General features: G+C 60.0%; 24 protein-coding genes. 2 read left to right on the top strand and 22 right to left on the bottom strand.

Annotated features, from left to right (window positions below; genetic code table 11):
• Nucleotides 1-6: 6 nt before the first annotated feature.
• From WIF35_RS16410 to WIF35_RS16310, 21 genes are all read right to left on the bottom strand, one after another.
• Nucleotides 7-1,188: an O-succinylhomoserine sulfhydrylase gene (locus WIF35_RS16410; protein WP_412479290.1), complete on the bottom strand. Its 1,182-nt coding sequence runs from the start codon at nucleotides 1,186-1,188 to the stop codon at nucleotides 7-9.
• 1 nt (nucleotide 1,189) lies between these two features.
• On the bottom strand, nucleotides 1,190-2,725 hold the full coding sequence (gene purF / locus WIF35_RS16405) for an amidophosphoribosyltransferase (RefSeq protein WP_412479289.1): 1,536 nt from the start codon (nucleotides 2,723-2,725) through the stop codon (nucleotides 1,190-1,192).
• A 12-nt stretch (nucleotides 2,726-2,737) separates the two neighbouring features.
• A complete protein-coding gene (locus WIF35_RS16400) occupies nucleotides 2,738-3,229 on the bottom strand; it encodes a CvpA family protein (protein WP_412479288.1) in 492 nt (163 codons plus the stop codon).
• Nucleotides 3,226-3,981, bottom strand: coding sequence for an SPOR domain-containing protein (locus WIF35_RS16395; RefSeq protein WP_412479287.1), 756 nt, complete (start codon nucleotides 3,979-3,981; stop codon nucleotides 3,226-3,228). Before WIF35_RS16395 ends, WIF35_RS16400 begins: the two co-directional genes overlap by 4 nt.
• Before the next feature lie 3 nt (nucleotides 3,982-3,984).
• Nucleotides 3,985-5,283 (bottom strand): bifunctional tetrahydrofolate synthase/dihydrofolate synthase, encoded by a 1,299-nt coding sequence (folC, locus tag WIF35_RS16390; RefSeq protein ID WP_412479286.1) that lies wholly within the window; start codon nucleotides 5,281-5,283, stop codon nucleotides 3,985-3,987.
• A complete protein-coding gene (accD, locus tag WIF35_RS16385) occupies nucleotides 5,280-6,149 on the bottom strand; it encodes an acetyl-CoA carboxylase, carboxyltransferase subunit beta (RefSeq protein WP_412479285.1) in 870 nt (289 codons plus the stop codon). The genes folC and accD overlap by 4 nt, the downstream gene beginning before the upstream one ends.
• Complete coding sequence (gene trpA, locus WIF35_RS16380; RefSeq protein WP_412479284.1) at nucleotides 6,146-6,952, bottom strand: tryptophan synthase subunit alpha; 807 nt, start codon at nucleotides 6,950-6,952, stop codon at nucleotides 6,146-6,148. The genes accD and trpA overlap by 4 nt, the downstream gene beginning before the upstream one ends.
• Nucleotides 6,952-8,157: a tryptophan synthase subunit beta gene (gene trpB / locus WIF35_RS16375; protein ID WP_412479283.1), complete on the bottom strand. Its 1,206-nt coding sequence runs from the start codon at nucleotides 8,155-8,157 to the stop codon at nucleotides 6,952-6,954. Before trpB ends, trpA begins: the two co-directional genes overlap by 1 nt.
• A gap of 119 nt (nucleotides 8,158-8,276) precedes the next feature.
• Nucleotides 8,277-8,912, bottom strand: coding sequence for a phosphoribosylanthranilate isomerase (locus WIF35_RS16370; protein WP_412479282.1), 636 nt, complete (start codon nucleotides 8,910-8,912; stop codon nucleotides 8,277-8,279).
• Nucleotides 8,909-9,700 carry a tRNA pseudouridine(38-40) synthase TruA gene (gene truA / locus WIF35_RS16365; RefSeq protein WP_412481257.1) on the bottom strand — a complete coding sequence of 264 codons (792 nt, stop codon included), beginning with the start codon at nucleotides 9,698-9,700 and terminating at the stop codon, nucleotides 8,909-8,911. Before truA ends, WIF35_RS16370 begins: the two co-directional genes overlap by 4 nt.
• Complete coding sequence (locus WIF35_RS16360) at nucleotides 9,694-10,266, bottom strand: CbiQ family ECF transporter T component (RefSeq protein WP_412479281.1); 573 nt, start codon at nucleotides 10,264-10,266, stop codon at nucleotides 9,694-9,696. The genes truA and WIF35_RS16360 overlap by 7 nt, the downstream gene beginning before the upstream one ends.
• 84 nt (nucleotides 10,267-10,350) lie before the next feature.
• A complete protein-coding gene (locus tag WIF35_RS16355; protein WP_412479280.1) occupies nucleotides 10,351-13,323 on the bottom strand; it encodes a FimV/HubP family polar landmark protein in 2,973 nt (990 codons plus the stop codon).
• Between the two features lie 217 nt (nucleotides 13,324-13,540).
• The gene (gene asd, locus WIF35_RS16350; protein ID WP_412479279.1) at nucleotides 13,541-14,674 is read right to left on the bottom strand and encodes an aspartate-semialdehyde dehydrogenase; all 1,134 of its coding nucleotides are present in this window, start codon (nucleotides 14,672-14,674) and stop codon (nucleotides 13,541-13,543) included.
• A 51-nt stretch (nucleotides 14,675-14,725) separates the two neighbouring features.
• Entirely contained in the window at nucleotides 14,726-15,781 is a 1,056-nt protein-coding gene (gene leuB / locus WIF35_RS16345) for a 3-isopropylmalate dehydrogenase (protein ID WP_412479278.1), read from the bottom strand.
• Nucleotides 15,782-15,793: 12 nt separating this feature from the next.
• Nucleotides 15,794-16,432: a 3-isopropylmalate dehydratase small subunit gene (leuD, locus tag WIF35_RS16340; protein WP_412479277.1), complete on the bottom strand. Its 639-nt coding sequence runs from the start codon at nucleotides 16,430-16,432 to the stop codon at nucleotides 15,794-15,796.
• On the bottom strand, nucleotides 16,433-16,648 hold the full coding sequence (locus tag WIF35_RS16335; protein ID WP_412479276.1) for an entericidin EcnAB: 216 nt from the start codon (nucleotides 16,646-16,648) through the stop codon (nucleotides 16,433-16,435).
• 10 nt (nucleotides 16,649-16,658) lie between these two features.
• Complete coding sequence (leuC, locus tag WIF35_RS16330; protein WP_412479275.1) at nucleotides 16,659-18,065, bottom strand: 3-isopropylmalate dehydratase large subunit; 1,407 nt, start codon at nucleotides 18,063-18,065, stop codon at nucleotides 16,659-16,661.
• Nucleotides 18,066-18,095: 30 nt separating this feature from the next.
• Nucleotides 18,096-19,283 carry an MFS transporter gene (locus WIF35_RS16325; protein WP_412479274.1) on the bottom strand — a complete coding sequence of 396 codons (1,188 nt, stop codon included), beginning with the start codon at nucleotides 19,281-19,283 and terminating at the stop codon, nucleotides 18,096-18,098.
• A 43-nt stretch (nucleotides 19,284-19,326) separates the two neighbouring features.
• Entirely contained in the window at nucleotides 19,327-19,590 is a 264-nt protein-coding gene (locus WIF35_RS16320) for a YdcH family protein (RefSeq protein WP_412479273.1), read from the bottom strand.
• A 57-nt stretch (nucleotides 19,591-19,647) separates the two neighbouring features.
• Nucleotides 19,648-20,748: a chorismate synthase gene (gene aroC / locus WIF35_RS16315; protein WP_412479272.1), complete on the bottom strand. Its 1,101-nt coding sequence runs from the start codon at nucleotides 20,746-20,748 to the stop codon at nucleotides 19,648-19,650.
• A 137-nt stretch (nucleotides 20,749-20,885) separates the two neighbouring features.
• Nucleotides 20,886-21,332, bottom strand: coding sequence for a CBS domain-containing protein (locus WIF35_RS16310; RefSeq protein ID WP_412479271.1), 447 nt, complete (start codon nucleotides 21,330-21,332; stop codon nucleotides 20,886-20,888).
• Nucleotides 21,333-21,596: 264 nt separating this feature from the next.
• Here WIF35_RS16310 and WIF35_RS16305 point away from each other — a divergent pair, with 264 nt between their 5' ends.
• Nucleotides 21,597-21,902, top strand: a complete 306-nt coding sequence (locus WIF35_RS16305) for a helix-turn-helix domain-containing protein (protein ID WP_412481256.1) — start codon at nucleotides 21,597-21,599, stop codon at nucleotides 21,900-21,902.
• A gap of 39 nt (nucleotides 21,903-21,941) precedes the next feature.
• Here WIF35_RS16305 and WIF35_RS16300 read toward each other — a convergent pair whose 3' ends face one another.
• Nucleotides 21,942-22,778, bottom strand: a complete 837-nt coding sequence (locus WIF35_RS16300; protein ID WP_412479270.1) for a radical SAM protein — start codon at nucleotides 22,776-22,778, stop codon at nucleotides 21,942-21,944.
• A 44-nt stretch (nucleotides 22,779-22,822) separates the two neighbouring features.
• On the opposite strand from WIF35_RS16300, the gene queD reads away from it, so the two are divergent.
• Nucleotides 22,823-23,275 (top strand): 6-carboxytetrahydropterin synthase QueD, encoded by a 453-nt coding sequence (gene queD, locus WIF35_RS16295; protein WP_412479269.1) that lies wholly within the window; start codon nucleotides 22,823-22,825, stop codon nucleotides 23,273-23,275.
• Nucleotides 23,276-23,310 lie beyond the last annotated feature (35 nt).

Here is a 23,310-nt window from a genome sequence, read left to right as displayed (position 1 = left end):
GCTGGCTCAGATCAGCGCCAGGCCGCGTTCCAGATCGGCTTGCAGGTCTTCGACCGCCTCCAGGCCGACGGCAATGCGCAACAGACCATCCTTGATACCGGCAGCGACACGCGCTTCCGGGCTGATACGACCATGTGTCGTCGACGCCGGATGCGTAATGGTCGTCTTCACATCGCCGAGATTGGCCGTGATCGACAGCAGGCGGCAGTTATCCACTACTTTCCACGCCTCATCACGTCCGCCCTTGATCTCGAAGGAAACGATGCCGCCGCCGTTCTTCTGCTGGCGCATGGCCAGTTCGTGTTGCGGATGCGAGGCAAGACCGGGATAAAACACGCGCGCCACCTTGGGATGGCTTTCCAGCCAAGCGGCCAGGCGAGCTGCATTGGCCGCTTGTGCCTCGACACGCAGCTTCAACGTCTCCAGCCCCTTGAGCAGCACCCAGGCGTTGAAGGCGGACAGGGTCGGCCCCGCCGTGCGCAGGTACTTGAACACCTCCTCGGTCAACTTCTTCGGCCCGCACACGGCGCCACCCAGCACGCGGCCTTGACCATCGATATACTTGGTCGCCGAATGAATGACCAGATCGGCGCCCATTTCCAGCGGCTTTTGCAGGATCGGGGTGCAGAAGCAGTTATCGACGGCGACGAGGATGTTGCGTGCATGGGCGATGTCGACCAGCTGGCGCACATCGGCAATTTCGGTCAGCGGATTGGATGGTGTTTCCAGGAAGAACAGCTTGGTTTCCGGACGGATCGCCGCTTCCCAGGCCGCAGGATCGGTGTGCGACACGAAGGTGGTCGTAATGCCGGTACGCGACAGGATGTTGCTGAACAACTGCACAGTCGCACCGAACAGACTGTTCGACGCAACGATGTGGTCACCACATTTCAGATGCGCCAGCACCGCCGCCATGATGGCCGACATGCCGCTCGCCGTAGCGACGCAATCTTCCGCACCTTCAAGGGCGGCGAGGCGCTCCTCGAACATGGTGACGGTCGGGTTGGAGAAGCGGGCGTAAACATTGCCCTCCTCTTCGCCGGAAAAGCGCTTGGCAGCCTGCGCCGCGCTCTGGAAGACAAAGCTGGAGGTCAGGTAAAGCGCTTCAGCGTGTTCACCGAACTGGCTACGCTCCTGCCCGGCGCGAACGGCCAGCGTTTCCGGACGGTAATTCGGGGTATCCGCCATCTCAGTCCTGCCCGCTGGCCAACCCAAGGACCAACTGCTGAGAGGCCTTGCCGTCGCCGTCTTCGTCGCTCTTGCTGCCCTTGCCGCCGCGCTTGCCTTCGACGGCGTCGAGATAGTATTCGTCGATATCGCCGGTGATATAGCAACCGTCGAAGCAGGAGGCATCGAACACCGTCAGGTCCGGGCGCAGTTTGGTAATCGACTGCTTCAGCGCTTCGATATCCTGATAGACCAGCGCATCGGCACCGATTTCGGCAGCGATCTGGGCATCGGTACGGCCGGTGGCGATCAGTTCGGCACGGGTCGGCATGTCGATACCGTAAACGTTCGGGAAGCGGACCGGCGGTGCGGCGGAGGCGAAGTAAACCTTGGTCGCCCCGGCGGCACGGGCCATTTCGACGATTTCCCGGCTGGTGGTGCCGCGCACGATGGAGTCATCCACCAGCAGCACGCGCTTGCCCTTGAATTCCTGACCGCAGGTATTCAGCTTCTGGCGTACCGACTTCCGACGCATGGCCTGGCCAGGCATGATGAAGGTGCGACCGACATAGCGGTTCTTGACGAAGCCCTCGCGGAACGGAATGTCGAGAGCATGCGCCAGCTGCATGGCCGATGGCCGACTGGAATCCGGAATCGGAATAACGACATCGATCTCGTCGACCGGAATCGTCTCCTTGACCTTCTCGGCCAGCAGTTCGCCCATGGCCAGACGAGCTTCGTACACCGACACGTTGTCGATCACGGTGTCCGGACGGGCCAGATAGACGTATTCGAAGATGCACGGTGCGTACATCGGCTGCTGCGCGCACTGGCGACTATGTAGGTTGTGGTTCAGATCGATGAAGATCGCCTCGCCCGGCTCGATATCGCGCACGGCCTGGAAGCCCAGGGTATCGAGCGCGACCGACTCGGACGACACCAGATACTCGGTACCTTCCGGCGTCTTGTTCTCGCCGTAGATCAACGGACGGATGCCGTGCGGATCGCGGAAGGCCAGCAGGCCATAACCGGAAATCATCGCCACCACAGCGTAGGCGCCGCGACATCTGCGGTGCACACCCGCTACAGCCTGAAAAATGGCGTCCACATCCAGTTCGTAGCCCGAAGCGGCTGCTTGCAACTCGTGCGCCAGCACGTTGAGCAACACTTCAGAATCGGAATTGGTGTTGATGTGCCGGCGATCCAGGCGGAACATCTCGTCCTTCAACTGCTCCGCATTGGTCAGGTTGCCGTTGTGACCGAGCACCAGGCCGAAAGGCGAATTGACGTAGAAGGGTTGGGCCTCGGCGAAATTCCACGCCGAACCGGCCGTCGGATAACGCACGTGGCCAATGCCCCAGTTACCTGGTAGGGCGCGCATGTTGCGGGTGCGGAACACGTCGCGCACCAGCCCCGGCCCCTTGTGCAGGTGGAAAGTATTGCCTTCCGCCGTGGCAATCCCGGCTGCATCCTGGCCACGGTGCTGCAGCACCATCAGACCATCGTAGAGCAACTGGTTGACCGGCGTCGTCGCCATGACTCCGAGAATCCCGCACATATCGTTTCCTGCCTAACTAAATCGAATTCGTTTTGCCAAATCGTCCGGTAGCCAGGGTTTGACCACCAGAACCGCTGTTTCCATCGGCTGCGCCAGCATTGCATCCTTCCACCAGGCCTGCTTTGGCAGATTGGTCATGCCGCCCAGGCCGACCAATACCATTACCACCAGCAGACCACGGACCACGCCGAAGACCATGCCCAGGATGCGGTCGGATACCGACAAGCCCAGGGCTTTCACCATGCTGTTCACCAACATCCGCACCAGCGCCATCACCACCAGCACGCCGACAAAGAGCAATACGCAACCAGCCAAGGTCCGGATCGCCGGATCGGCGATGCCGGCAAACACCACTTGCCCCGCCCAGCCGCCGAACTCCAAGGCCGCAATCACAGCCAGCACCCAGGCGGCCAGCGCAATCAACTCACCCACCACGCCTCGCCATAAGCCGAACAGCAGCGACAGGCCAATGATGCCGATCACCACGTAATCGAAAATCGTCATGGCTTGGCCGCAACGACTCCGGAAACGCCAATACGCTTCATCTTTTCCAGCGCCTTGTCGGCCGCTTCGCGACTCGGGAAGGGGCCGGCCCGCACCCGCGTCTTCTTGCCTTGCGGCGTATCGAGCGGCTCGCTGAAGGTTTTGATGCCCTGCTCGCCCAGCTTGGTTTTCAAATTCTTGACGTTCTCTTCATTGGAGAAAGCGCCGATCAAAATCAGGAACTCGCCCCCCTTGGCCGCACTGGGTTTGGCTTCGGCCTGCCCGGCGAGGATCGCGGCGGCACGCTTGGCATCGTCGGCCTTGGCTGGCTCAGGCTTAGGTTGCTGTTTGTCGGTAGGTTTTTCCGGCTTGGCGGCGGGCTTTTCGGCAGGCTTGTCGGTCACTTTTTCGACCGGCTTGGCCTGCGGCTTGTCGGAATTCGTTTCGACAACGCGCGCGGTCGGCTTGGCTGCAGCTTCGCTTGGCTTGGGCTCCACAGCTACCGGCTTAGCCGGCTTAACCTCTTCGCCAACCGCTGCCACCGTTGCCGTCGGTTTCTCGACCGGCGCCACCGCTGGGGCAGCAAACTTGGGGGCAAAGGGCTTATCGTCCTGCCCAGGAATGCGAATCTCGACTTCCTGCACCTGTTGGCGCGGCTCATGATCCATCACCATCGGCAGCACAATCGCTACGATGGAAACGAAGAAAAGCGCCCCCACCAAGCGGCGGCGAGCACGTTTCTTGAGCAGCAACTGCGCGTCGTTGTCTTCCATGACCTAGGATTTTTTCCGTAGCGCCTCGAGCGCCCCAGCGACCGTATAGAACGAACCAAAGGCGAGAATTCTATCACTTTCGGCGGCAAGCCCCTTGGCCGCCAGCATCGCCTCCTGCGGCGACGGGTAGCAGATCACCTCGCCGCCAAGCTTTACGGCCACGATGATCCCGGCCAGATGCTCGGCGCTGGTTCCGCGCGGACCGCCCAGCGAGGCAACATGCCAGACATCCACCTTGTCCTTGAGCGGCAGCAGCGCGCCGGCCGCATCCTTGTCGGCCAACATGCCGATCACCGCATGCGTCCGGTCAAAAAACCCCATGCAGGAGAGGTTGTCGGCCAGCACGCGGACTGCCTGCGGATTGTGGCCCACATCGAGCACAATAGCGGGCTTGCCCGGCACCACCTGGAAACGCCCGGGCAATTCGGTCTCGATCAAGCCAGGTCGAATCGCCTGCATGGTCACCGGCAGCTTGTCGTTGAGCGCATCGAGCGCCGCCAAAGCAGCCGCAGCATTGAACAACTGCGTCGGACCGCGCAAGCCAGGGTAGGCCAGCGAACGCTTGACCAGCCCAGCGCGCGAACGGCACCACCAGCGCCATTGCAGGCGGTTTTCCTGGTCTCGCTCGAAACCAAAGTCGCGACCGATCAAGCGCAGGTCGGCACCAATCTGCTCGGCGTGCGCCAACAAGCGTTGCGGCGGATTGGCGTCGGCACACAAGGCCGGTTTTCCCGCACGGAAAATTCCGGCTTTCTCGAAACCAATGCTGTCGCGGTCCGGCCCCAGCCAATCGACATGATCCAGGTCAACCGTGGTAACGATGGAGACATCCGGCTCGTAGGCATTGACCGCGTCCAGCCGACCGCCCAGGCCAACCTCGAGCACCGCCGCCTCGACCCCGGCTTCGGCAAAAACTTCCCAGGCCGCCAGCGTACCGAATTCGAAATAGGTCAGTGCCACATCGCCCGCCGCCAGCCGCGCCGCTTCGACACGAGAGAAAGCGGCACACAAGGCGTCATCCGAGGCTGGTTGACCGTTCAGGCGAACCCGCTCGTTATACGCCAGCAGATGCGGCGAGGTATAGCAACCAACGCGATAGCCGGCTCGGTCGATGATGTTTTCCAGATAGGCGCAGGTCGAGCCTTTGCCATTCGTGCCGCCAACAGTGATGACCGGGCAGAATTCGCTCTGCCCCAAAGCCGCCTTGACCCGCAGGATGCGGTCGAGCCCCAGCTCGATACCGGCCTGCCCCTTGGGATGAAGCCCTTCGAGGTGGGCCAGCCAATCGTTCAGTGTCTTCAAGCGGCGGCCGGCAGTTTCTGCAACAAGGCCAACGTACGCGCCACCTGATCGCGCAACTCGCGGCGATCCACGATCATGTCGATGGCACCCTTTTCGAGCAGGAACTCTGAACGCTGGAAGCCTTCCGGCAACTTCTCGCGCACGGTCTGCTCGATGACGCGCGGCCCGGCAAAGCCGATCAAGGCATTCGGTTCGGCAATGACCACGTCGCCGACGAAGGCGAAGGACGCCGAGACACCACCCATGGTCGGATCGGTCAGGATGGAGATGAAAGGCATGCCGACCTCGGAGAGCTTGGTCAGCGCCGCCGTCGTTTTCGCCATCTGCATCAGCGAGAACAGGCCTTCCTGCATGCGAGCACCGCCGGAAGCGGTGATGCAGATGAAGGGCATCTTGTGCTCGACCGCAATCTGGACGCCACGGACGAAGCGTTCGCCGAGTACCGACCCCATGGAACCGCCCATGAAATCGAACTCGAAAGCAGCAGCGACGACCGGCATGGTCTTGATGGCGCCCTGCAGCACCACGAGCGAGTCGGTTTCGCCGGTCAGCCGATTGGCTTCCATCAGGCGATCGGGATACTTCTTGGAGTCCTTGAACTTGAGGCTATCGACCGGCACCACTTCGGAGCCGATCTCGAAGCGGCCTTCCGGATCGAGCAGCAAATCGAGGCGCTGACGCGAATTCAAGCGGTTGTGGTGACCGCACTTCGGACACACGTTCAGGTTCTTTTCCAGATCGGTCGCGTAGAGCACCGCCTCACAGGAGGGGCACTTGCTCCACAGGCCTTCCGGCAGGTTGGAACGGCGCTGCGCGCCCTGTTCGCGCTTGATCTTCGGGGGCAGAAGCTTGGTCAGCCAACTCATTGTTTCACCTCATCCACGCCGCGGCGAATTTCGGCGACCAACGCACGTACGTTGGCACAGACCGAGTCCGCGGACGATTTTTCAATTTCTTCGATAATCCGGCTGCCGACCACGACGGCATCGGCAAAAGCGGCAATGCGGGCGGCCGTTGCCGCATCGCGAATACCAAAACCGACACCGACCGGCAGTCCGGTCTTTTCGCGGATCGCCGGCAGGCGCTCGGCGACCGCTTCGACATTCAATGCCGAGGAACCGGTCACCCCGGCCAGCGAGACGTAATAGACATAACCACTGGCGATTTCCGCTGCCTGCGCGATGCGTGCTGCTGTGGACGTCGGTGCCAGCAGGAAAATCGGATCCATGCCATTGGCCTTCATCGCCGCGCCAAAACTGGCTGCCTCCTCCGGCGGATAATCGACCACCAGTACGCCATCGACGCCAGCCTGCGCAGCAGCCTGGGCAAACTTTTCCAGGCCCATCGCCTCGATGGGGTTGGCATAGCCCATCAACACGACCGGCGTTGCGGCATTTTTCTGCCGGAATTCGGCAACCAACTGCAGCACCTTGCGCAAGGTCATGCCACGCGCCAAGGCGCGCTCGGAAGCGCGCTGAATGGTCGGACCGTCGGCCATCGGATCGGAAAACGGCACGCCGAGCTCGATGACATCGGCCCCGGCCTCGACCAGCGCAAGCATTAACGGCACAGTCAGCGCGGTATCGGGATCGCCGGCGGTGATGAACGGAATCAGGGCCTTGCGGCCTTCGCCTTGGAGGCGAGCGAAAGCGGATTGAATGCGCGACATCAGAACTGGATCCCCGACTTCTCGGCCACGGTATGCATATCCTTGTCACCCCGACCGGAGAGGTTGACCAGCAGAATCTTGTCCTTGGCCAGCGTGGGTGCGAGCTTCATGGCATAGGCCAAGGCATGGCTCGACTCCAGTGCTGGAATGATGCCTTCGAGTCGGCACAGGTCGTGGAAAGCCTTGAGCGCCTCGTCATCGCGAATGGGAACGTACTCGGCACGCCCCAAATCCTTCAGCCAGGCGTGCTCGGGACCGACGCCGGGGTAGTCGAGACCGGCGGATACCGAATGCGTCTCGATGATCTGCCCATCCTCATCTTGCAACAAATAGGTGCGATTGCCGTGCAACACACCGGGCACACCAGCCGTCAGCGAGGCCGCGTGCTTGCCGGTTTCAACGCCTTCGCCAGCCGCCTCGACGCCAATCAGACGCACGCCATCAACATCGATGTAGGGATAGAAGATACCCATGGCGTTTGAACCACCACCCACTGCCGCAATGACGGCATCCGGCTGGCGACCGGTCATCTCCGGCATCTGTTCCAGACACTCCTCGCCGATCACCTTCTGGAAGTCGCGTACCAGCATCGGGTAAGGATGCGGCCCGGCCACCGTACCGATGATGTAGAAGGTGTCGTGGATGTTCGTCACCCAGTCGCGCATCGCTTCGTTGAGGGCATCCTTGAGCGTCTTCGAGCCGGACTCGACTGGCACGACGGTCGCACCCAGCAATTTCATGCGATACACGTTGGCCGCCTGACGCTTGACGTCTTCTGCACCCATGTAAACCACGCATTCCATGCCGTAACGCGCCGCGACCGTTGCCGTGGCCACGCCATGCTGGCCGGCGCCGGTTTCGGCGATGACGCGCGGCTTGCCCATGCGCTTGGCGAGCATGGCCTGTCCGATGCAGTTATTCACCTTGTGCGCGCCGGTATGGTTCAGATCCTCTCGCTTGAGATATATCTGCGCACCGCCGAGTTTTTCGGAAAGGCGCTTGGCATGATAGATCGGCGACGGACGGCCGACGAAGTGCTTGAGTTCGTATTCGTATTCGGCACTGAAAGCCGGGTCGGCCTGCGCCTCGGCATAGGCCTGCTTCAGTTCATCCAGCGCGCCGAACAGGGTTTCGGCAACAAAAACGCCGCCGTAAGGACCGAAATGGCCCTTGGCATCGGGGTATTGATACGGGGTGTCAGACATGGCAAAACTCCTTGAAAAATTGGACAAAAATGAGTTAGTCCGCTTTCAAGGGTGATTCGCCAGATGGCGCCGCCAACAGGTCCGGGTGATTCCCCCAGCCGATTCCCGCATGTTGTTCCTTATCCTTCGTTGATGGCTGCATCCGCCGCACGCACTGCGGCGACGAAAGCAGCAATCCTGTCGTGATCCTTGATGCCCTTGCTCATTTCCACCCCAGAGGACACGTCCACCGCAGCAGGCCGCACCCGCCGAACGGCATCCGCCACATTCTCCGGATGCAAGCCGCCCGACAAGATCAGGTGGCCTGGCAAGCCCGGCGGAATGAGTGTCCAGTCGAAAACATGCCCGCCGCCCCCATAGCCCTCGACAAAAGCGTCAAGCAACAATCCCCGGGACTCGGGAAATGAACCGGCGAATTCTACCAGATCAAGCCCGGGCCTAACCCGCGCAGCGCGGATATAAGGTCTTGAAAATTGACGGCAATACGCCGCGTCCTCGTCGCCATGGAACTGCAACAGGCTGATCGGGACGCTGCCACAAGTCGCCTTGACCTCTGCGGGTGCTGCATTAACAAACAATCCAACGACCTCGACGAAAGGCGGAATCACCGCCGCCAAGCGAGCCGCTCGCAGCGGATCGACATAGCGCGGGCTCGGCGGATAGAAGACAAAGCCGATGGCATCTGCTCCCGCTGCCACCGCAGCCAAAACATCTTCCTCACGGGTCAGTCCGCAAATCTTGATACGTGTCCTCATGCCAGCATCCCATCGATCAAGTCGTCGTCCGGTTGCGGCAACTCCCAGTGAGCCTCGTAGATGGGGCCGCGGAAATACAGCCCATCCGGAGAGAAGGTCGGGGCCGCCAACTTTCGATCCTTCATTGCCAGTAGCTCATCCACCCAGAGTGGAGGATGGGTACCTTTGCCAATATAGACCAGGGTTCCGACGAGGTTGCGCACCATGTGATGCAGGAACGCGCTGGCCTCGAAATCGAACACCAGCATCGCCCCACAAGCCCGCACTTCAGCCTGGGTCATCGTCTTGACCGGGGTTTTCGCCTGACATTCTGCCGCCCGAAAAGCCGAAAAGTCATGTTCGCCCAACAAACGACACGCCGCATCCTGCATTGCACCCAAATCGAGCGGGAGGTGATGCCAACCGACACGCCCTTGCCACAAGCCGGGACGTTGCGGCCGGTTGAGCAGTAGATAACGATAGCGCCGCCCGCGCGCACTGAAGCGCGCATGAAACTCGTCACCGACGGGCTTCGCCCAGCGTACTGCCACGCCATCCGGCAGATGGGTATTGACCCCGCGCACCCACGCAGACAGTGGACGTTCCACTTGCGTATCGAAATGCGCCACCTGATGTGTCGCATGCACGCCCGCATCGGTCCTGCCGGCACAAACGACGCCTGTCGGTTCTCCGGCGATTACCGCCAAGGCTGCTTCCAGAGCATCCTGAACGGTCGCCGCGTTCGCCTGGCTTTGCCAGCCACGAAAGGCAGTTCCGCAGTATTCGATACCAAGGGCAATTCTCACCAGAACACCACCATTGCAAGCATTACAACACCCAACAACACTGCCGAAGCATCGCGCCACGACCAGCTTGGCATGAGCAACTCAAGCCGCTCCGGCCCCTCAAGCATTCCCTGATGCAGCAACATCCTGCGCCATTCGCCACGGACCAACGGTTTCTGCAAATTGGACAGGACTAGCGACAAGCGTACTGCCACTCGCTCGGTATTCAACACGCCCCAGCGCTGCAAAGGATGAAACAAACCCCATAAGCCCTCGATGATTCCATCGCGCCCGGCCTTGGCAAAAAGCCAGGCAAGACAGAGCAGCATGACAGCCAGTCGGGCCATATGCAGATTCGCCTCTGCGATACCTTCGTATGTCACCATCCACGGCGAGTCGAATACGGCCTCGCCCGGCATGTTGTAAGCCAGAATCAACCACAGCATCGCAAATAGCCAGCGACTGCGCCACAAAAAACGCCTCCACCGCTCAAACACCCCGCTTATCGGCAACGCCAGCACCAGCAGCGTAGCCAACAGCCCATAACCGGCGTACTGCGTGGCGACGACAGCCAACAGCCAGAGCAGCAAGACAGACGAAGGATGTAACAAATCGGAGCCCCAAAAAGCACACAGCCCCTTGCGGGGCCATGTGGCTATCTGCAAACGGTTATTTTAACCGCCGATGCGGGCAAGTATCGACTGCGCCTGCTCGACGAGATCGGCAGAGCCCTCTCCGACAACCTCTTGCAGCAATTCGCGGGCACCTTCAAGGTCACCCATTTCTTCATAAGCCTTCGCCAGATCGAGCTTGGTGTTGACCTCTTCCCAATGCGCGTCATGCTGAACAGCAGCCCCCTCTGATTCCACAGGAGCTTCGGCAGCCGCCGGCGCTGGGCTTGGCTCAGCAGACAGGTCCAGATTTATCGACCCGATATCGAAATCGGATGCCATCGGCTGACCCAAGAAGACGGAATCAGTCAATTTGACGTCAAACTCCAGTGAATCATCGGGCGCCCCGGTGTTCACCATCGTTTCTGCCAACTTGGGATTATCGACCTCCAGCGCACTGCTAAAGGCGGAAGAGTTGACCAAGGTTGCCGTACCGGAATCGGCGGCAAAGTCATTGGAAACGACCGTAGCCGTGCCAGCGTTACCCAGATCGAGATCGAAATCGACCACACTCTCCAGCTCAGCAGGCTCTTCAGCCTTTCCGGATTCCTGTTCCGGAGACTCCAGACCGACGAAAGTACTGACACCGATGTCGACATCATCACCGGCCGCAGGCGAAACCACGAGGGTTCCCTCCGGAGAGAAATCCGGCGCTGAGGCAAAAGCCGGCTCAGCCTCCAACTCCTCGACCGTAGCGGGCGGCAATTCAAAGCTAGGCACTTCTTCCGGAACAGAACTCGGCACTGCAGCAGCAAACTCGCTACCCAGATCGAAGTCCAACGCGTCGCTACCGGAAATTTCCGGCGCGGCAACATTTTCCTCTACCGCAACCGGAACCTCCGGAGAACCGAGATCGAAGTCGAGGCCGACCATTTCTTCGTTTGCGGGAGCTGCCTCAAATTCCGCAGGAGCGGGTTCGCTAGCAGCCAACGGGGCCTCTGGCGCGACCAACGGTTCTTCTGCCGGCAATTCCAGTGCCGCTTCCGCCATCTGAGAAAGCGCCCCCGGCATGGCCAAGGTCGCCTTGACATCAGGAATGACTGGCGCAACCTCTGCTGCAGGCACTTCCGCCTGGGTAGCAGAACCCGAATAAAGTGGATTGGCCGGATCCAGACGAGCTCCCAAGGCAGCGACCTTTTGCCACTCAGAACCAACACCACCGGTTTGAGCGTACAACTCGCTCGCCAGGGTTTCGAACTGTTTCACACTGCCGCGATTGGCATAAATCTCCAACAGCTTGGCATGGATCGCCGTACGCTGCGGATCCTTCTGCAGCGCCTCGAGCAGAATTTCCTCAGCCTGAGTATCGCGCCCATAAGCCATATAGACATCGGCCTCGGCCACTGGGTCGACTTCATCGGTATCGATCGCCCCCGGGCCGGTTTGGCTGAAATCTCCCGTTTGCGGCGGCGTATTTCCGGTATCAACGCTTTGCCCCCCCGTCATGCGGAAAACCGAGTTCGGCCCCAGGCTGGACGGAGCCGGAACGGCAGTAGTCTCTGCCGAGGAAGAACCACTGCGCCGACGCTTGACCAGGAAAAAGCCAGCCAACAGGGCGAGCAGCCCACCTCCGGCTGCCAAGGGCAACGGGTCTTCCAGCAGTGCATCGACCAAACTTGGTTCCGGCGGAGGCGGCGGCGGGGGAGGTGCAGGCTTTTTCGGAGCAGGCGCGGGGGCGGGTGGCGGCGGCGGAGCTGCCTCGACCGGCTTCACCTCTTCCGGCGCCTTGGCAGGCTCTGCCGGCTTCTCAGCGGCAACAGGTCTGGCTTCTTCCTGCGTCTTAGCCACGGATTCAACCTTGGGTGGCTCGACCGGCTTGGGTGCCTCAACCGGTTTAACCGACTCAACCGGCTTCGCCTCTTCCTTTTTCACCTGAGCCTGCTGCACTTCGGCCAACTTCTGGCTCTTCAGCTCCAGAAGTTTCTGCAGTTCACCGACATTCTTTTCCAGCAGCGCAACGCGATCCTGAGCCTCTTTCAAGGCCTTTTCCTTGGCGACGCGCTCGGCATCATCCGCAGCCGGAGCGGCCTTACCACCCTTGGCGGGCGTATCGGTACGAGCGACCTTGACCTGATCCCTGACCTGATCGGCCGGCGCAGCCTTCTCCTCCACCTTGGCCGTTATTTTCCCGGAGCTGACCTGCCCAGCGGCATCGTCCTTGGCCGCTTCCTTGGCGGTAGCGGACGCCAATTTTTGGCGATATGAATTCCAGTCACCCGCATGAGCGGTATAAATCTTTTTTGCCTCAGCTTCAGTAACCGCTTCGACAGCCGACTTTTCCGGGATATTGAGAATCGCCCCAGCTTTCAAGCGATTGACATTATTGCCGACAAAAGCATCTGGGTTGTTCTTGAACAAGCCGACCAGCATCTGCTCGAGGGACACCCCTTCGTACTTGCTATCGGCTGCGATCTTGCGCAAGGTTTCACCTTGCTTGACCACGTGCGCATCCGCATTTTCTGCAGGGGTAGCGGCTTTTTTCGCTGGCTCCGCAGCAGGTTTCGTCGGGGTAGCAACTCTAGGAGCCGGGGATTTGCCCTCTGCCTTGGCTGCAGGCGCGGAGACAACCTCCACCACTTTGGCTTCTGCCGTCTGACGCCCCATCGGCTTAGCTGCAACATCGGCCGGCGGATCGAGCAGGAATGTGTACTCGCGCACCAAACGACCGTTGGTCCAATTCAACTCAATCAGGAAGTCCATGAACGGCTCATTGATCGGCCGCGACGAAGTCACCTTGATGACAGATTGACCGTTCGGCCGCTTATCGACGGCAAAACGGAGATCCAACAAGACCGAACTGAAATCGACGCCAGCCTGCTTGAATGCTTCCTGCGGCGCCAATCTGGCTGTCATGCCAGACAACTCCTCCTTGGCGGCACCGATTTCGACCTCGGCGCGTAGCGGCTGACCGAGACCGGACAATACATTGAGCTTACCCAGCCCCGCTGCATCAGCGGCAAACGGCAGGAAAGACATGCCAGATGCAACCGCCAGAGCGATGGCATTTTTCTTAAATTTATACCGATTAGTTTCGTTCACGGCGAAACCCTGAGTGTCAATTTGGGACTTTCAAATTAACATCATGCACTTAGCAATGCAAGCTAAACCTGCTTCTCATAGCCCGCAATTTGCATATTCACAACAAATAAAAAACGGGGCCGCAGCCCCGTTAACATATTTACCAAATATTACATCAAGCATCGAGCAAAATGCGCAGCATGCGGCGCAGCGGCTCGGCCGCCCCCCACAGCAACTGGTCGCCGCAAGTGAAGGCAGCCAGATATTCCGGGCCCATCGCCATCTTGTGCAGACGACCGACCGGAACGGTCAAGGTGCCGGTAACGGCAGCCGGGGTCAATTCGCGCTCGGAAATCTCGCGATCGTTCGGCACTACCTTGGCCCACGGATTGGCCTTGGCCAGCATATCGCTAATCTCGTCCAGCGGCACGTCCTTCTTCAGCTTGATGGTCAATGCCTGGCTATGGCAACGCATGGCGCCGATACGGACACACAGACCGTCGATGGGAATCGAACCAGCCGTACGGAACGCCGGCTTGCCGAGAATCTTGTTACATTCGGCACCGCCCTTCCATTCTTCCTTGGATTGGCCGTTCTCATACGGGACGTCGATCCAGGGAATCAGCGAACCGGCGAGCGGGGTATTGCGGAAGTTCTTCTTCGGGAAGCTGTCGGAACGGATGGTTTCGGCCACCTTGCGGTCGATGTCAAGGATGGCGGAGGCCGGATCAGCCAGCAGATCCTTGACCGAGTCGTGAATGACGCCCATCTGGGAGATCAGTTCGCGCATGTTCTGCGCGCCGGCCCCGGAAGCAGCCTGGTAGGTCATCGAAGTCGCCCACTCAACCAGATCGTTCTGGAACAGGCCGCCCAGACCCATCAGCATCAGCGAGACGGTGCAGTTGCCACCGATCCAGTTCTTACCGCCCTTGGCCAGAGAATCCTTGATCACATTCATGTTGACCGGATCGAGGATGATCACGGCGTCATCGGCCATGCGCAGCGCCGAAGCCGCATCGATCCAGTGGCCATTCCAGCCGGCAGCGCGCAACTTCGGGAAGACCTCCTTGGTATAGTCGCCACCCTGGCAGGTGATGATGATCTCGCAAGCCTTAAGGGCATCGATATTGGACGCATCCTGCAGCGGCAGGGAGGCTTCCTTGCCGCCGAACGCCGGAGCCTTGCCGCCTGCGGCAGAGGTGGAGAAATACACCGGATCGATATGGGCGAAATCACCCTCTTCGACCATGCGCTGCATCAGCACGGAACCGACCATGCCACGCCAACCGACCAGACCAACCTTCTTCATGAAAACCTTCTCCCAATAAAATCCGTATAACGCACGAACCCGACTAGCGGATTACGCCAGCGCTGCCAGAACCGCGTCGCCCATTTCCTTCGTACCCACCTTGTTGGTACCACGCTCGTAGATATCGCCAGTGCGATAGCCTTGGGCCAAGACCTTCTTGACGGCACTTTCGACACGCACGGCCTGCTCTTCGAGGCCGAAGGTGTAACGCAGCATCATCGCCGCCGACAGGATCGTTGCCAGCGGATTGGCCACACCCTTGCCGGCGATGTCTGGTGCCGAACCATGTGAAGGCTCGTACAGGCCTTTGTTCTTGTCGTCGAGCGACGCCGACGGCAGCATGCCGATGGAGCCGGTCAGCATCGATGCCTCGTCGGAAAGGATGTCGCCGAACATGTTGCCGGTGACCATCACGTCGAACTGCTTCGGCGCCTTGACCAGTTGCATGGCGGCGTTGTCGACCAACATGTGGCTGAGTTCGACATCCGGGTAGTCCTTGGCCACTTCGATCATCACGTCGCGCCAAAGCTGGGTACATTCCAGCACGTTCATCTTGTCCACCGAGCACAGCTTCTTGTTGCGCTTCTGGGCTGCCTGGAAGGCGACGTGGCCGATGCGGCGGATTTCCGACTCGCTATAGACCATGGTGTTGAAGCCGACGCGCTCGCCGTTTTCCTCACGCACGCCACGCGGCTGACCAAAATAGATGTCGCCGGTCAACTCGCGCACGATCAGGATATCGAGACCGGCAACCACTTCCGGCTTCAAGGTCGAAGCATTGGCCAGTTCCGGGTAGAGAATGGCCGGACGCAGATTGGCGAACAGGTTCAGATCCTTGCGAATGCCGAGCAGGCCGCGCTCTGGACGCTGCTCGCGCGGCAGGCTATCCCATTGCGGACCACCAACTGCGCCGAGCAGCACGGCATCTGCTTCGCGGGCGAGCTTCTGCGTCGCTTCCGGATAGGGATTACCGGTCGCATCGACCGCACCACCGCCCAGCAGGGCCGTTTCCATCTCGAACTTGAGATCGAGCGCCTTGAGGACGCGCACCGCTTCGGCGGTAATTTCAGGACCGATGCCGTCACCCGGCAGGACGCAAATCTTCATGTTCTCTCCTTGTTACGCGAACAGCCAGGGCTGTTCGATGCGGCGCTTGGCCTCGAATTCCTTGATCTTTTCGGCATGGCGCAAGGTCAGGCCGATATCGTCCCAGCCGTTGAGCAGGCATTCCTTGCGGAAGGCGTCGATCTGGAAGGGAATGGCATGGCCATCCGGACGAATCACCACCTGCGCCGGCAGGTCGACAACCAGCTTGTAACCCGGATTAGCTTCAACCTGCCCAAACAGCGCATCGACCTCGTTGGCCGGTAGCACGATGGGCAGGATGCCGTTCTTGAAACAGTTATTGAAGAAGATATCGGCAAACGATTCGGCGATGATCGCCTTGAAACCGAAGTCGAGCAGCGCCCACGGGGCATGCTCGCGCGAGCTGCCGCAACCGAAGTTGGCACGGGTCAGCAGCACTTCGGCGCCCTGATAGCGCGGCTGGTTCAGCACGAAATTGGGGTTCTTCGGGCGCTGCGAGCAATCCTGCCCCGGCTGGCCAACATCCATGTAACGCCACTCGTCGAAGGCGTTCGGCCCGAAGCCGGAACGCTTGATCGACTTGAGGAACTGCTTGGGGATGATGGCATCGGTATCGACGTTGCTGCGATCGAGCGGCGCCACCAAGCCTTCCAGACGAACAAACTTATCCATTTACTCCACCACCTTCTGTACGGCTTCGCCACCCTTCTTGATGGCGCCACCGACCACTTCACCTGTCTTGTTCATTGCACCTTCGACCGCCTGACCGCCCTTCTGCAGGGCCTCGCCAGTTTTCTCGACGCCGACGGCGACATCTTTCTTGACGCCCTGCGCCGTGTTGCAGGCTGCCAGGAGACAGAGAAAACCGGAGAAAATCAGGCTACGCATCGAACGCTCCTCAGAGGATGTCGCGCACGTCGGCGAAATGCCCGGCCAGCGCCGCGGCAGCCGCCATGGCCGGACTGACCAGATGGGTACGACCACCGGCGCCCTGACGCCCTTCGAAATTGCGATTCGAGGTCGAGGCGCAGCGCTCGCCCGGCTCCAGACGGTCGGCGTTCATGGCCAGACACATCGAACAGCCCGGCTCACGCCATTCGAAACCGGCAGCGACGAACACCTTGTCCAGCCCCTCCTCCTCGGCTTGACGCTTGACCAGGCCGGAACCCGGCACGGCGAGCGCCAGCTTGATGTTCGAAGCAATGTGGCGCCCCTTGAGCACGACGGCAGCTTCGCGCAAATCCTCGATACGCGAGTTGGTGCAGGAACCGATGAAAATCTTGTCGACCGGAATCGACTTGATCGGCGTATTCGGATTCAGCCCCATGTATTGCAGGGCGCGTTCCATGCCCTCGCGCTTGACTGGATCGGCCTGCTTGGCCGGATCGGGCACGATGCCATCAACCGACACCACCATCTCCGGCGAGGTCCCCCAGGTCACTTGCGGGCGGATTTCCTCGGCCTTCAGGTTCACCACCTGATCGAATTGCGCGCCGGCATCGGAGTGCAGCGTACGCCAGTAGGCGACGGCCTTGTCCCAGGTTTCACCGGTCGGAGAGAAGGGACGGCCCTTCAGGTAATTGATCGTCGTGTCATCGACCGCGACGAAGCCCATGCGCGCACCGGCTTCGATGGCCATGTTGCACAGGGTCATGCGACCTTCCATCGACAGACTGCGAATGGCCGAGCCGCCGAATTCGATGGCGTAGCCGGTACCGCCGGCCGTGCCGATCTTGCCGATGATGGCCAGCGCCACGTCCTTGGCCGTCACGCCCTTGCCCAATTGCCCTTCGACGGCAATCAGCATGGTCTTGGACTTTTTCTGCACCAGGCACTGCGTCGCCATCACGTGCTCAACTTCGGACGTACCGATGCCGTGCGCCATGCAGGCGAAAGCGCCGTGCGTCGAGGTATGCGAATCGCCACACACCACGGTCATGCCAGGCAGGGTCGCGCCATTTTCCGGACCGACCACATGGAGAATGCCCATGCGCGGATCCTTGAACGGGAAATACGCCAGCGCACCAACTTCGCGGATGTTGGCGTCGAGGGTCTCGACCTGCAGGCGCGAGATCGGGTCCTTGATGCCTTCTTCCCAGTGATCGGTCGGCGTGTTGTGATCGGGTGTCGACACGATGGACGAAACGCGCCACGGCTTACGGCCGGCCAGCTTCAAGCCTTCGAAAGCCTGCGGACTGGTCACCTCGTGCACTAGGTGGCGATCGATGTAGATGAGGGCCGTGCCGTCCGCTTCTTGATGGACGACGTGGTTATCCCAAAGCTTGTCGTAAAGAGTCTTCGACATGGAACTCAAAGTAGGCCAGAAAGCTTTGGATTATTGCACAGGATCGTCGGTTTTTTGCCATTTTGGCCCGTGCACCGCAGCAGTCACATGCAGCCAGCGCCAGATGCAGTACAAGCCCAGCAAAGCGAAGGCCGCACCGAGCGAAAAGGTCCATCCCGCCCCCCAGGCATCCCAGGTTCTTCCGCTGATGAGTGCGCCGAGCAAACCGCCGGCACCGAAGGTCAAGCTGGAATACAAGGCCTGCCCGCGCGCCTGCGCCTTGCCGGGAAACCACTGGCTCACGGCAGCGATGGCCGATGCGTGGTAAGCGCCGAAGGTAAAGGCATGCAGCAACTGGGCGAAGACCATGACGGCCAGCGATTCCACGCCCCAGCCGATCAGCACGAAGCGCAACGCCGCCGTGGCAAAGCAGAAGAGCATGATGTGCCGCAACGAAAAGCGCCGCGACAGCTTCGGCATCGCCATGAAGACGACGATTTCGGCCAGCACCCCGAGCGACCACAACAGGCCGACACTCGTCTTGCTGTAGCCATGATCGGCCAGATGGATGGAATAAAAGACGTAATAAGCGCCATGCGCCACCGACATGGCGAAACATGCAAGCAGGAAACCGCGCACGGGGCCGGCCTTGAGTATCTCGCCAATGGCCGGCGCCGATTCGTGATGCTTGATGTGCGGCGCTTCGGGCAAAACCGTCGCAAACGCCAGAATACCCGCCAGGATCAAGGCGCATACCCACAACACTCCAACCGGCGGCACACGATCGAGCACCGCCCCGGTCGCCATAACTGCAACGATGAAGCCGATCGAACCCCACACACGCAACTTGCTGTAGCGCCCAGACTCTTCGCGCAAATGATCGAAAGTCAGCGCCTCGACCAACGGCAACGCAGCGCTCCAGAAAAACGCCAGCACCGCCATGGCCAGCAACATGCCCGGCAGTTTGTCGAGCCAGAAAAAGGCGAGGAACCCCGCGAGCCCAACCGCTCCAGCCAGCCGGATGACCGCCAGCCGATGCCCGAAGCGATCCACCACCCAACCCCAGACATTGGGGCCGAATAGGCGCATCAACTGCATCTGCGACATCAAAAGTCCGATGTCCCAGGCAGAAAAATTCAGCGATTGAAGATAGAGCCCGAAATACGGCGAGAACGCGCCGATGAAGGCAAAGTAGAAAAAGTAGTAACCCGAGAGGCGCCAGTAGGGCAAAGCGTGCATCCGGCGATTTTACCGGATGCACCCTCGGGCGAGGCTGCGCTTCTTACTTGGCAGCCTGTTGGCCAGCGCGGTAGGCCAGCAGAATGTGGTAGAGCTCGTCCTTCAACTTGACGCGCTGCTTCTTCATATCTTCGATGGTGAAGTCGGCGACCGGCATGTCGTTCTCTTCCAGATCCTCGACGCGGCCGGTCAGACGGTGATAGGTCGCGAACAGTTTGGCGAAGTGGGCATTCCCGCTCTTCAGCGCATCGATGGCATCGGCCATCTCGGGGAATTCGGAATGGAGGTCGTGGTGATCGACTTGCATGATGGGCTCCCTAAGTGCAGCGTTCTACTAAAAATTAACGTCGAAAAGCTTTCGATTCTATGCGATTTTCCCTGCGATGCGTGGGGTCTTGCAGTCCACATCGCCACATTGGGCACGATGGCGCAACGCGTGATCCATCAACACCAGCGCCAGCATGGCCTCGGCAATCGGCGTCGCCCGAATACCCACGCAGGGGTCATGACGCCCTTCGGTCGCCACTTCGATGGCCTCGCCATCGAGATTGATCGAACGGCGCGGCTGAGCGATGGACGAGGTCGGCTTGATCGCCATATTGACCACGATGTCCTGCCCGGTCGAAATACCGCCAAGGATGCCGCCGGCGTGGTTGCTGGCGAAGCCTTGCGGTGTCATTTCGTCGCCGTGCTCGCTGCCTTTTTGCGCCACGCTGGCAAAACCGGCACCGATCTCGACGCCCTTCACCGCGTTGATGCCCATCATGGCGTAGGCAATCTCTGCATCGAGGCGGTCATAAACCGGCTCACCCCAGCCCACCGGCACGCCGCGGGCAGTGACGGTAATCTTGGCACCCACGGAATCCAGTGATTTGCGCAGGCCATCCATATAGCTTTCCAGCTCCGGCACGATGCCGGCGTTCGGCGCGAAGAAGGCGTTGCCGTCGATCTCTGCTTCCGCAACAAAAGGAATTTCGATCGGACCAAGTGCGCTCATCCAGCCGCGGATGCTCACGCCGTAACGCTCGTTCAGCCACTTGCGGGCAATCGCCCCGGCCGCCACGCGCACAGCGGTTTCGCGCGCCGACGAACGACCGCCGCCGCGATAGTCGCGAAAACCGTATTTCTGGGTATAGGTGTAATCGGCATGCCCCGGACGGAAGGTCGAAGCGATATTGCCGTAATCCTTGCTGCGCTGATCCTGGTTGCGGATCAACAGCGCGATCGGCGTTCCGGTCGTCTTGCCCTCAAACACCCCGGACAGGATTTCCACGGTATCCGGCTCACGGCGCTGGGTGACATGGCGCGAAGTACCCGGCTTGCGGCGATCCAACTCAGCCTGGATATCGGCTTCACACAGCGCCAGCCCCGGGGGGCAACCATCGACCACACAGCCGATACCCGGCCCATGCGACTCGCCAAAAGAAGTGACCGTAAAAAGGGTACCGAAAGTATTACCGGACATAGGGTGCTGCCAATATTCAGGGAAGTACGCAGTTTATCACGCTCCATGCCGAGCTTTCGGGAGCCAATGCCCCGATTTCAGCCTCTCGGACAATGAAAAAGGCGGCCATAGCCGCCTTTCGTGCGAATCCCGGAATCTCACGCCGGCGTTTCGTCCGGCCAGTTCTTGATGTAGTTCTTCAACATCTTGTTTTCGAAGCTCTGCTCTTCCAGCACCGCCTTTGCCACATCGAGGAACGAAATCACGCCGAGCAGCACGCCGTTTTCCACGATGGGCAAATAGCGCGAGTGCTTATCGATCATCAGGCGGCGCAGATCATTCGCTTCCATGTCCGGATAGCCGGTTGCCGGCTCAGCCATCATCACCTGACCGACCGTCACGTTATCCGGCTGCATGCCGCTTTGCTTCATAGCGCGCAGCACCTCGCGGAAGGTCAGCATACCGACCATCTTCCCCCCTTCCATGACCACCAGGGAGCCAAGATCGAGATCCGCCATTAGATCGATCGCAGACGCCAGCGACTGTTGCGGCGTCGCGGTGTAGAGCGTTCCACCTTTGACGCGAAGGATTTCCCGAACCAGCATCGAACGAACCTCAGTCAGATTTTGATGCCAAATATTAGTGCATCGACTCCTGCTTCGCAAAGCCCTAACCGCCTCCCGACCCAGAGAATTCCGCAAGGTTCAAAATATGATTTTTAATAAAATTAATCGCAGATATTAAAAATAATTATGGCATTGACACTTGCACTTTGTCATACATGCATATACACTTGGTCATATTACCTAAGTCATATAGCGCTAGGATGCTTGGGTACCCTAATGACACTAGCGAATGGAGATTGAATGATGACCACCGTCAAGACCATCGAGAAGATCGACGCTCGCGAAATCCGTCGCAAGCTTGGCCTGAACCAACAGCAATTCTGGTCCACCCTGGGCGTGACCCAGAGTGGTGGTTCCCGCTATGAAAGCGGCCGCAACATGCCGAAGCCGGTACGTGAATTGCTGCGCTTGGTACATGTCGAACAAATCGACATCAAGGGCATCAAGCGCGAAGACTGGGAAGTGATCGAGTACCTGAAGTCGCAGGAACCGGAACTGTACAAGTCGCTGAAGAAGTCGGCACGCAGCCACGCCAAGAAGGCCGCCTGATTTTTGCCCCAAACGGGGCGTGCACCGCAGCAACGGGCATTACGGGGAAACAGTCACCCGGATGCCCGTTTCTTTTTGTATCTGCTCGGCAAAAGCCTCAAGCTCGTCGGCCGGCAAGCGGCTCAGGCGCGGAGCCTGCGGCTGCATGGAAGGACGTGCCAAACCGTAGAGGTGAACACCGGCAACTTGCGTCGCCAAGGGCCGTAGCAAATCGCAATAGGCCTGCCGCGAAGCCGTCGACGGTGCCACGCCATCCAGCGCAAACCAGCAGGTCTGCACCCAGGTCGGCGCCAGATCGGCGCAAATAGCCAAGTGGCGCGCCGTTTTATCCAGCGCTTGCTGAATACCGTTAACTTCCGCCACCTCATCCGCTAGCGCGCGATCGATTTTGAACCAGACTTCGCCGCCCATTGCCGATAACTCACCAATTCCTTGCTGTACCTCGGCTCGATGCAGCAAGCTACCGTTGGTGATCAGCCGCACCGGGAGCTTGCCGGCCAAGCCAACTCTCTCCAGCACGCCGCGAACGCAGCGAATGGCTGCCAGGAATTCTGGGGCGCTCGTCGGCTCGCCGTTACCCGAGAAGGCAATGTCCTTCAGTTGCCGCACTTCCGGCGCAACATGGCGCACCATGAAATCGCCGTGCAGTAGATCATCGAGGAAGCCCGCCAACTCCCGCTGCAGCCGCGGCAAATCGAGCGGTGGCGGCCCGCCTCGTTGCAGGTTTTCGACCTGACAATAAACACACGCCCAATTACAGGCATTGTTCGGATTCAGGTTGATACCCACCGAAACCCCACCGGCGCGGCGCGACACGACGGGATAGACGTAGAGCAGGCCGGCGCTGTCCCGGCGATGATCGTTAGTGCTGAGCATGGCACATTGTATAATCCGCGACCGCTTTCGAAAGCAATACCATCATGTTGATTACCCGCCGCCTCGAATTCGACGCCGGGCACCGGATTCCCGACCACAAAAGCCAGTGCCGCCATCTGCACGGGCACCGCTACGTCATCGAAATCACGCTGTCGGGCAGTGTCATCGACAAGGCCGGCGATGCGGCCAACGGCATGGTCATGGATTTCTCCCAGGTCAAAGACCTGGCCAAGGAGCACTTGGTCAATGAATGGGATCATGCTTTCCTTGCCTACGCTGGCGACACCGCCATCGTTGATTTTCTCAACTCCCTGCCCGGCCACAAGACGGTAATCCTCGATCGCGTACCCACCGCTGAAAACCTTGCACGCATTGCCTTCGAGCGCCTGGATTCTGTATACCGCGACACCTACGGCAACCACCTGCGCCTGGAACAGGTACGTCTGTACGAAACCCCCAACTGCTGGGCCGACGCACTACGTAGCCGGCTGGATTAACCCCCTGTACGGCATCTTGGCATTCGGGCATCATC

Origin of the sequence: Azonexus sp. IMCC34839, from assembly GCF_047047955.1 — a bacterium.
Classification (GTDB): domain Bacteria; phylum Pseudomonadota; class Gammaproteobacteria; order Burkholderiales; family Rhodocyclaceae; genus Azonexus.
The sequence above is the reverse complement of the archived record's forward strand: the minus strand, read 5'-3'. Positions and strand labels throughout refer to the sequence as shown.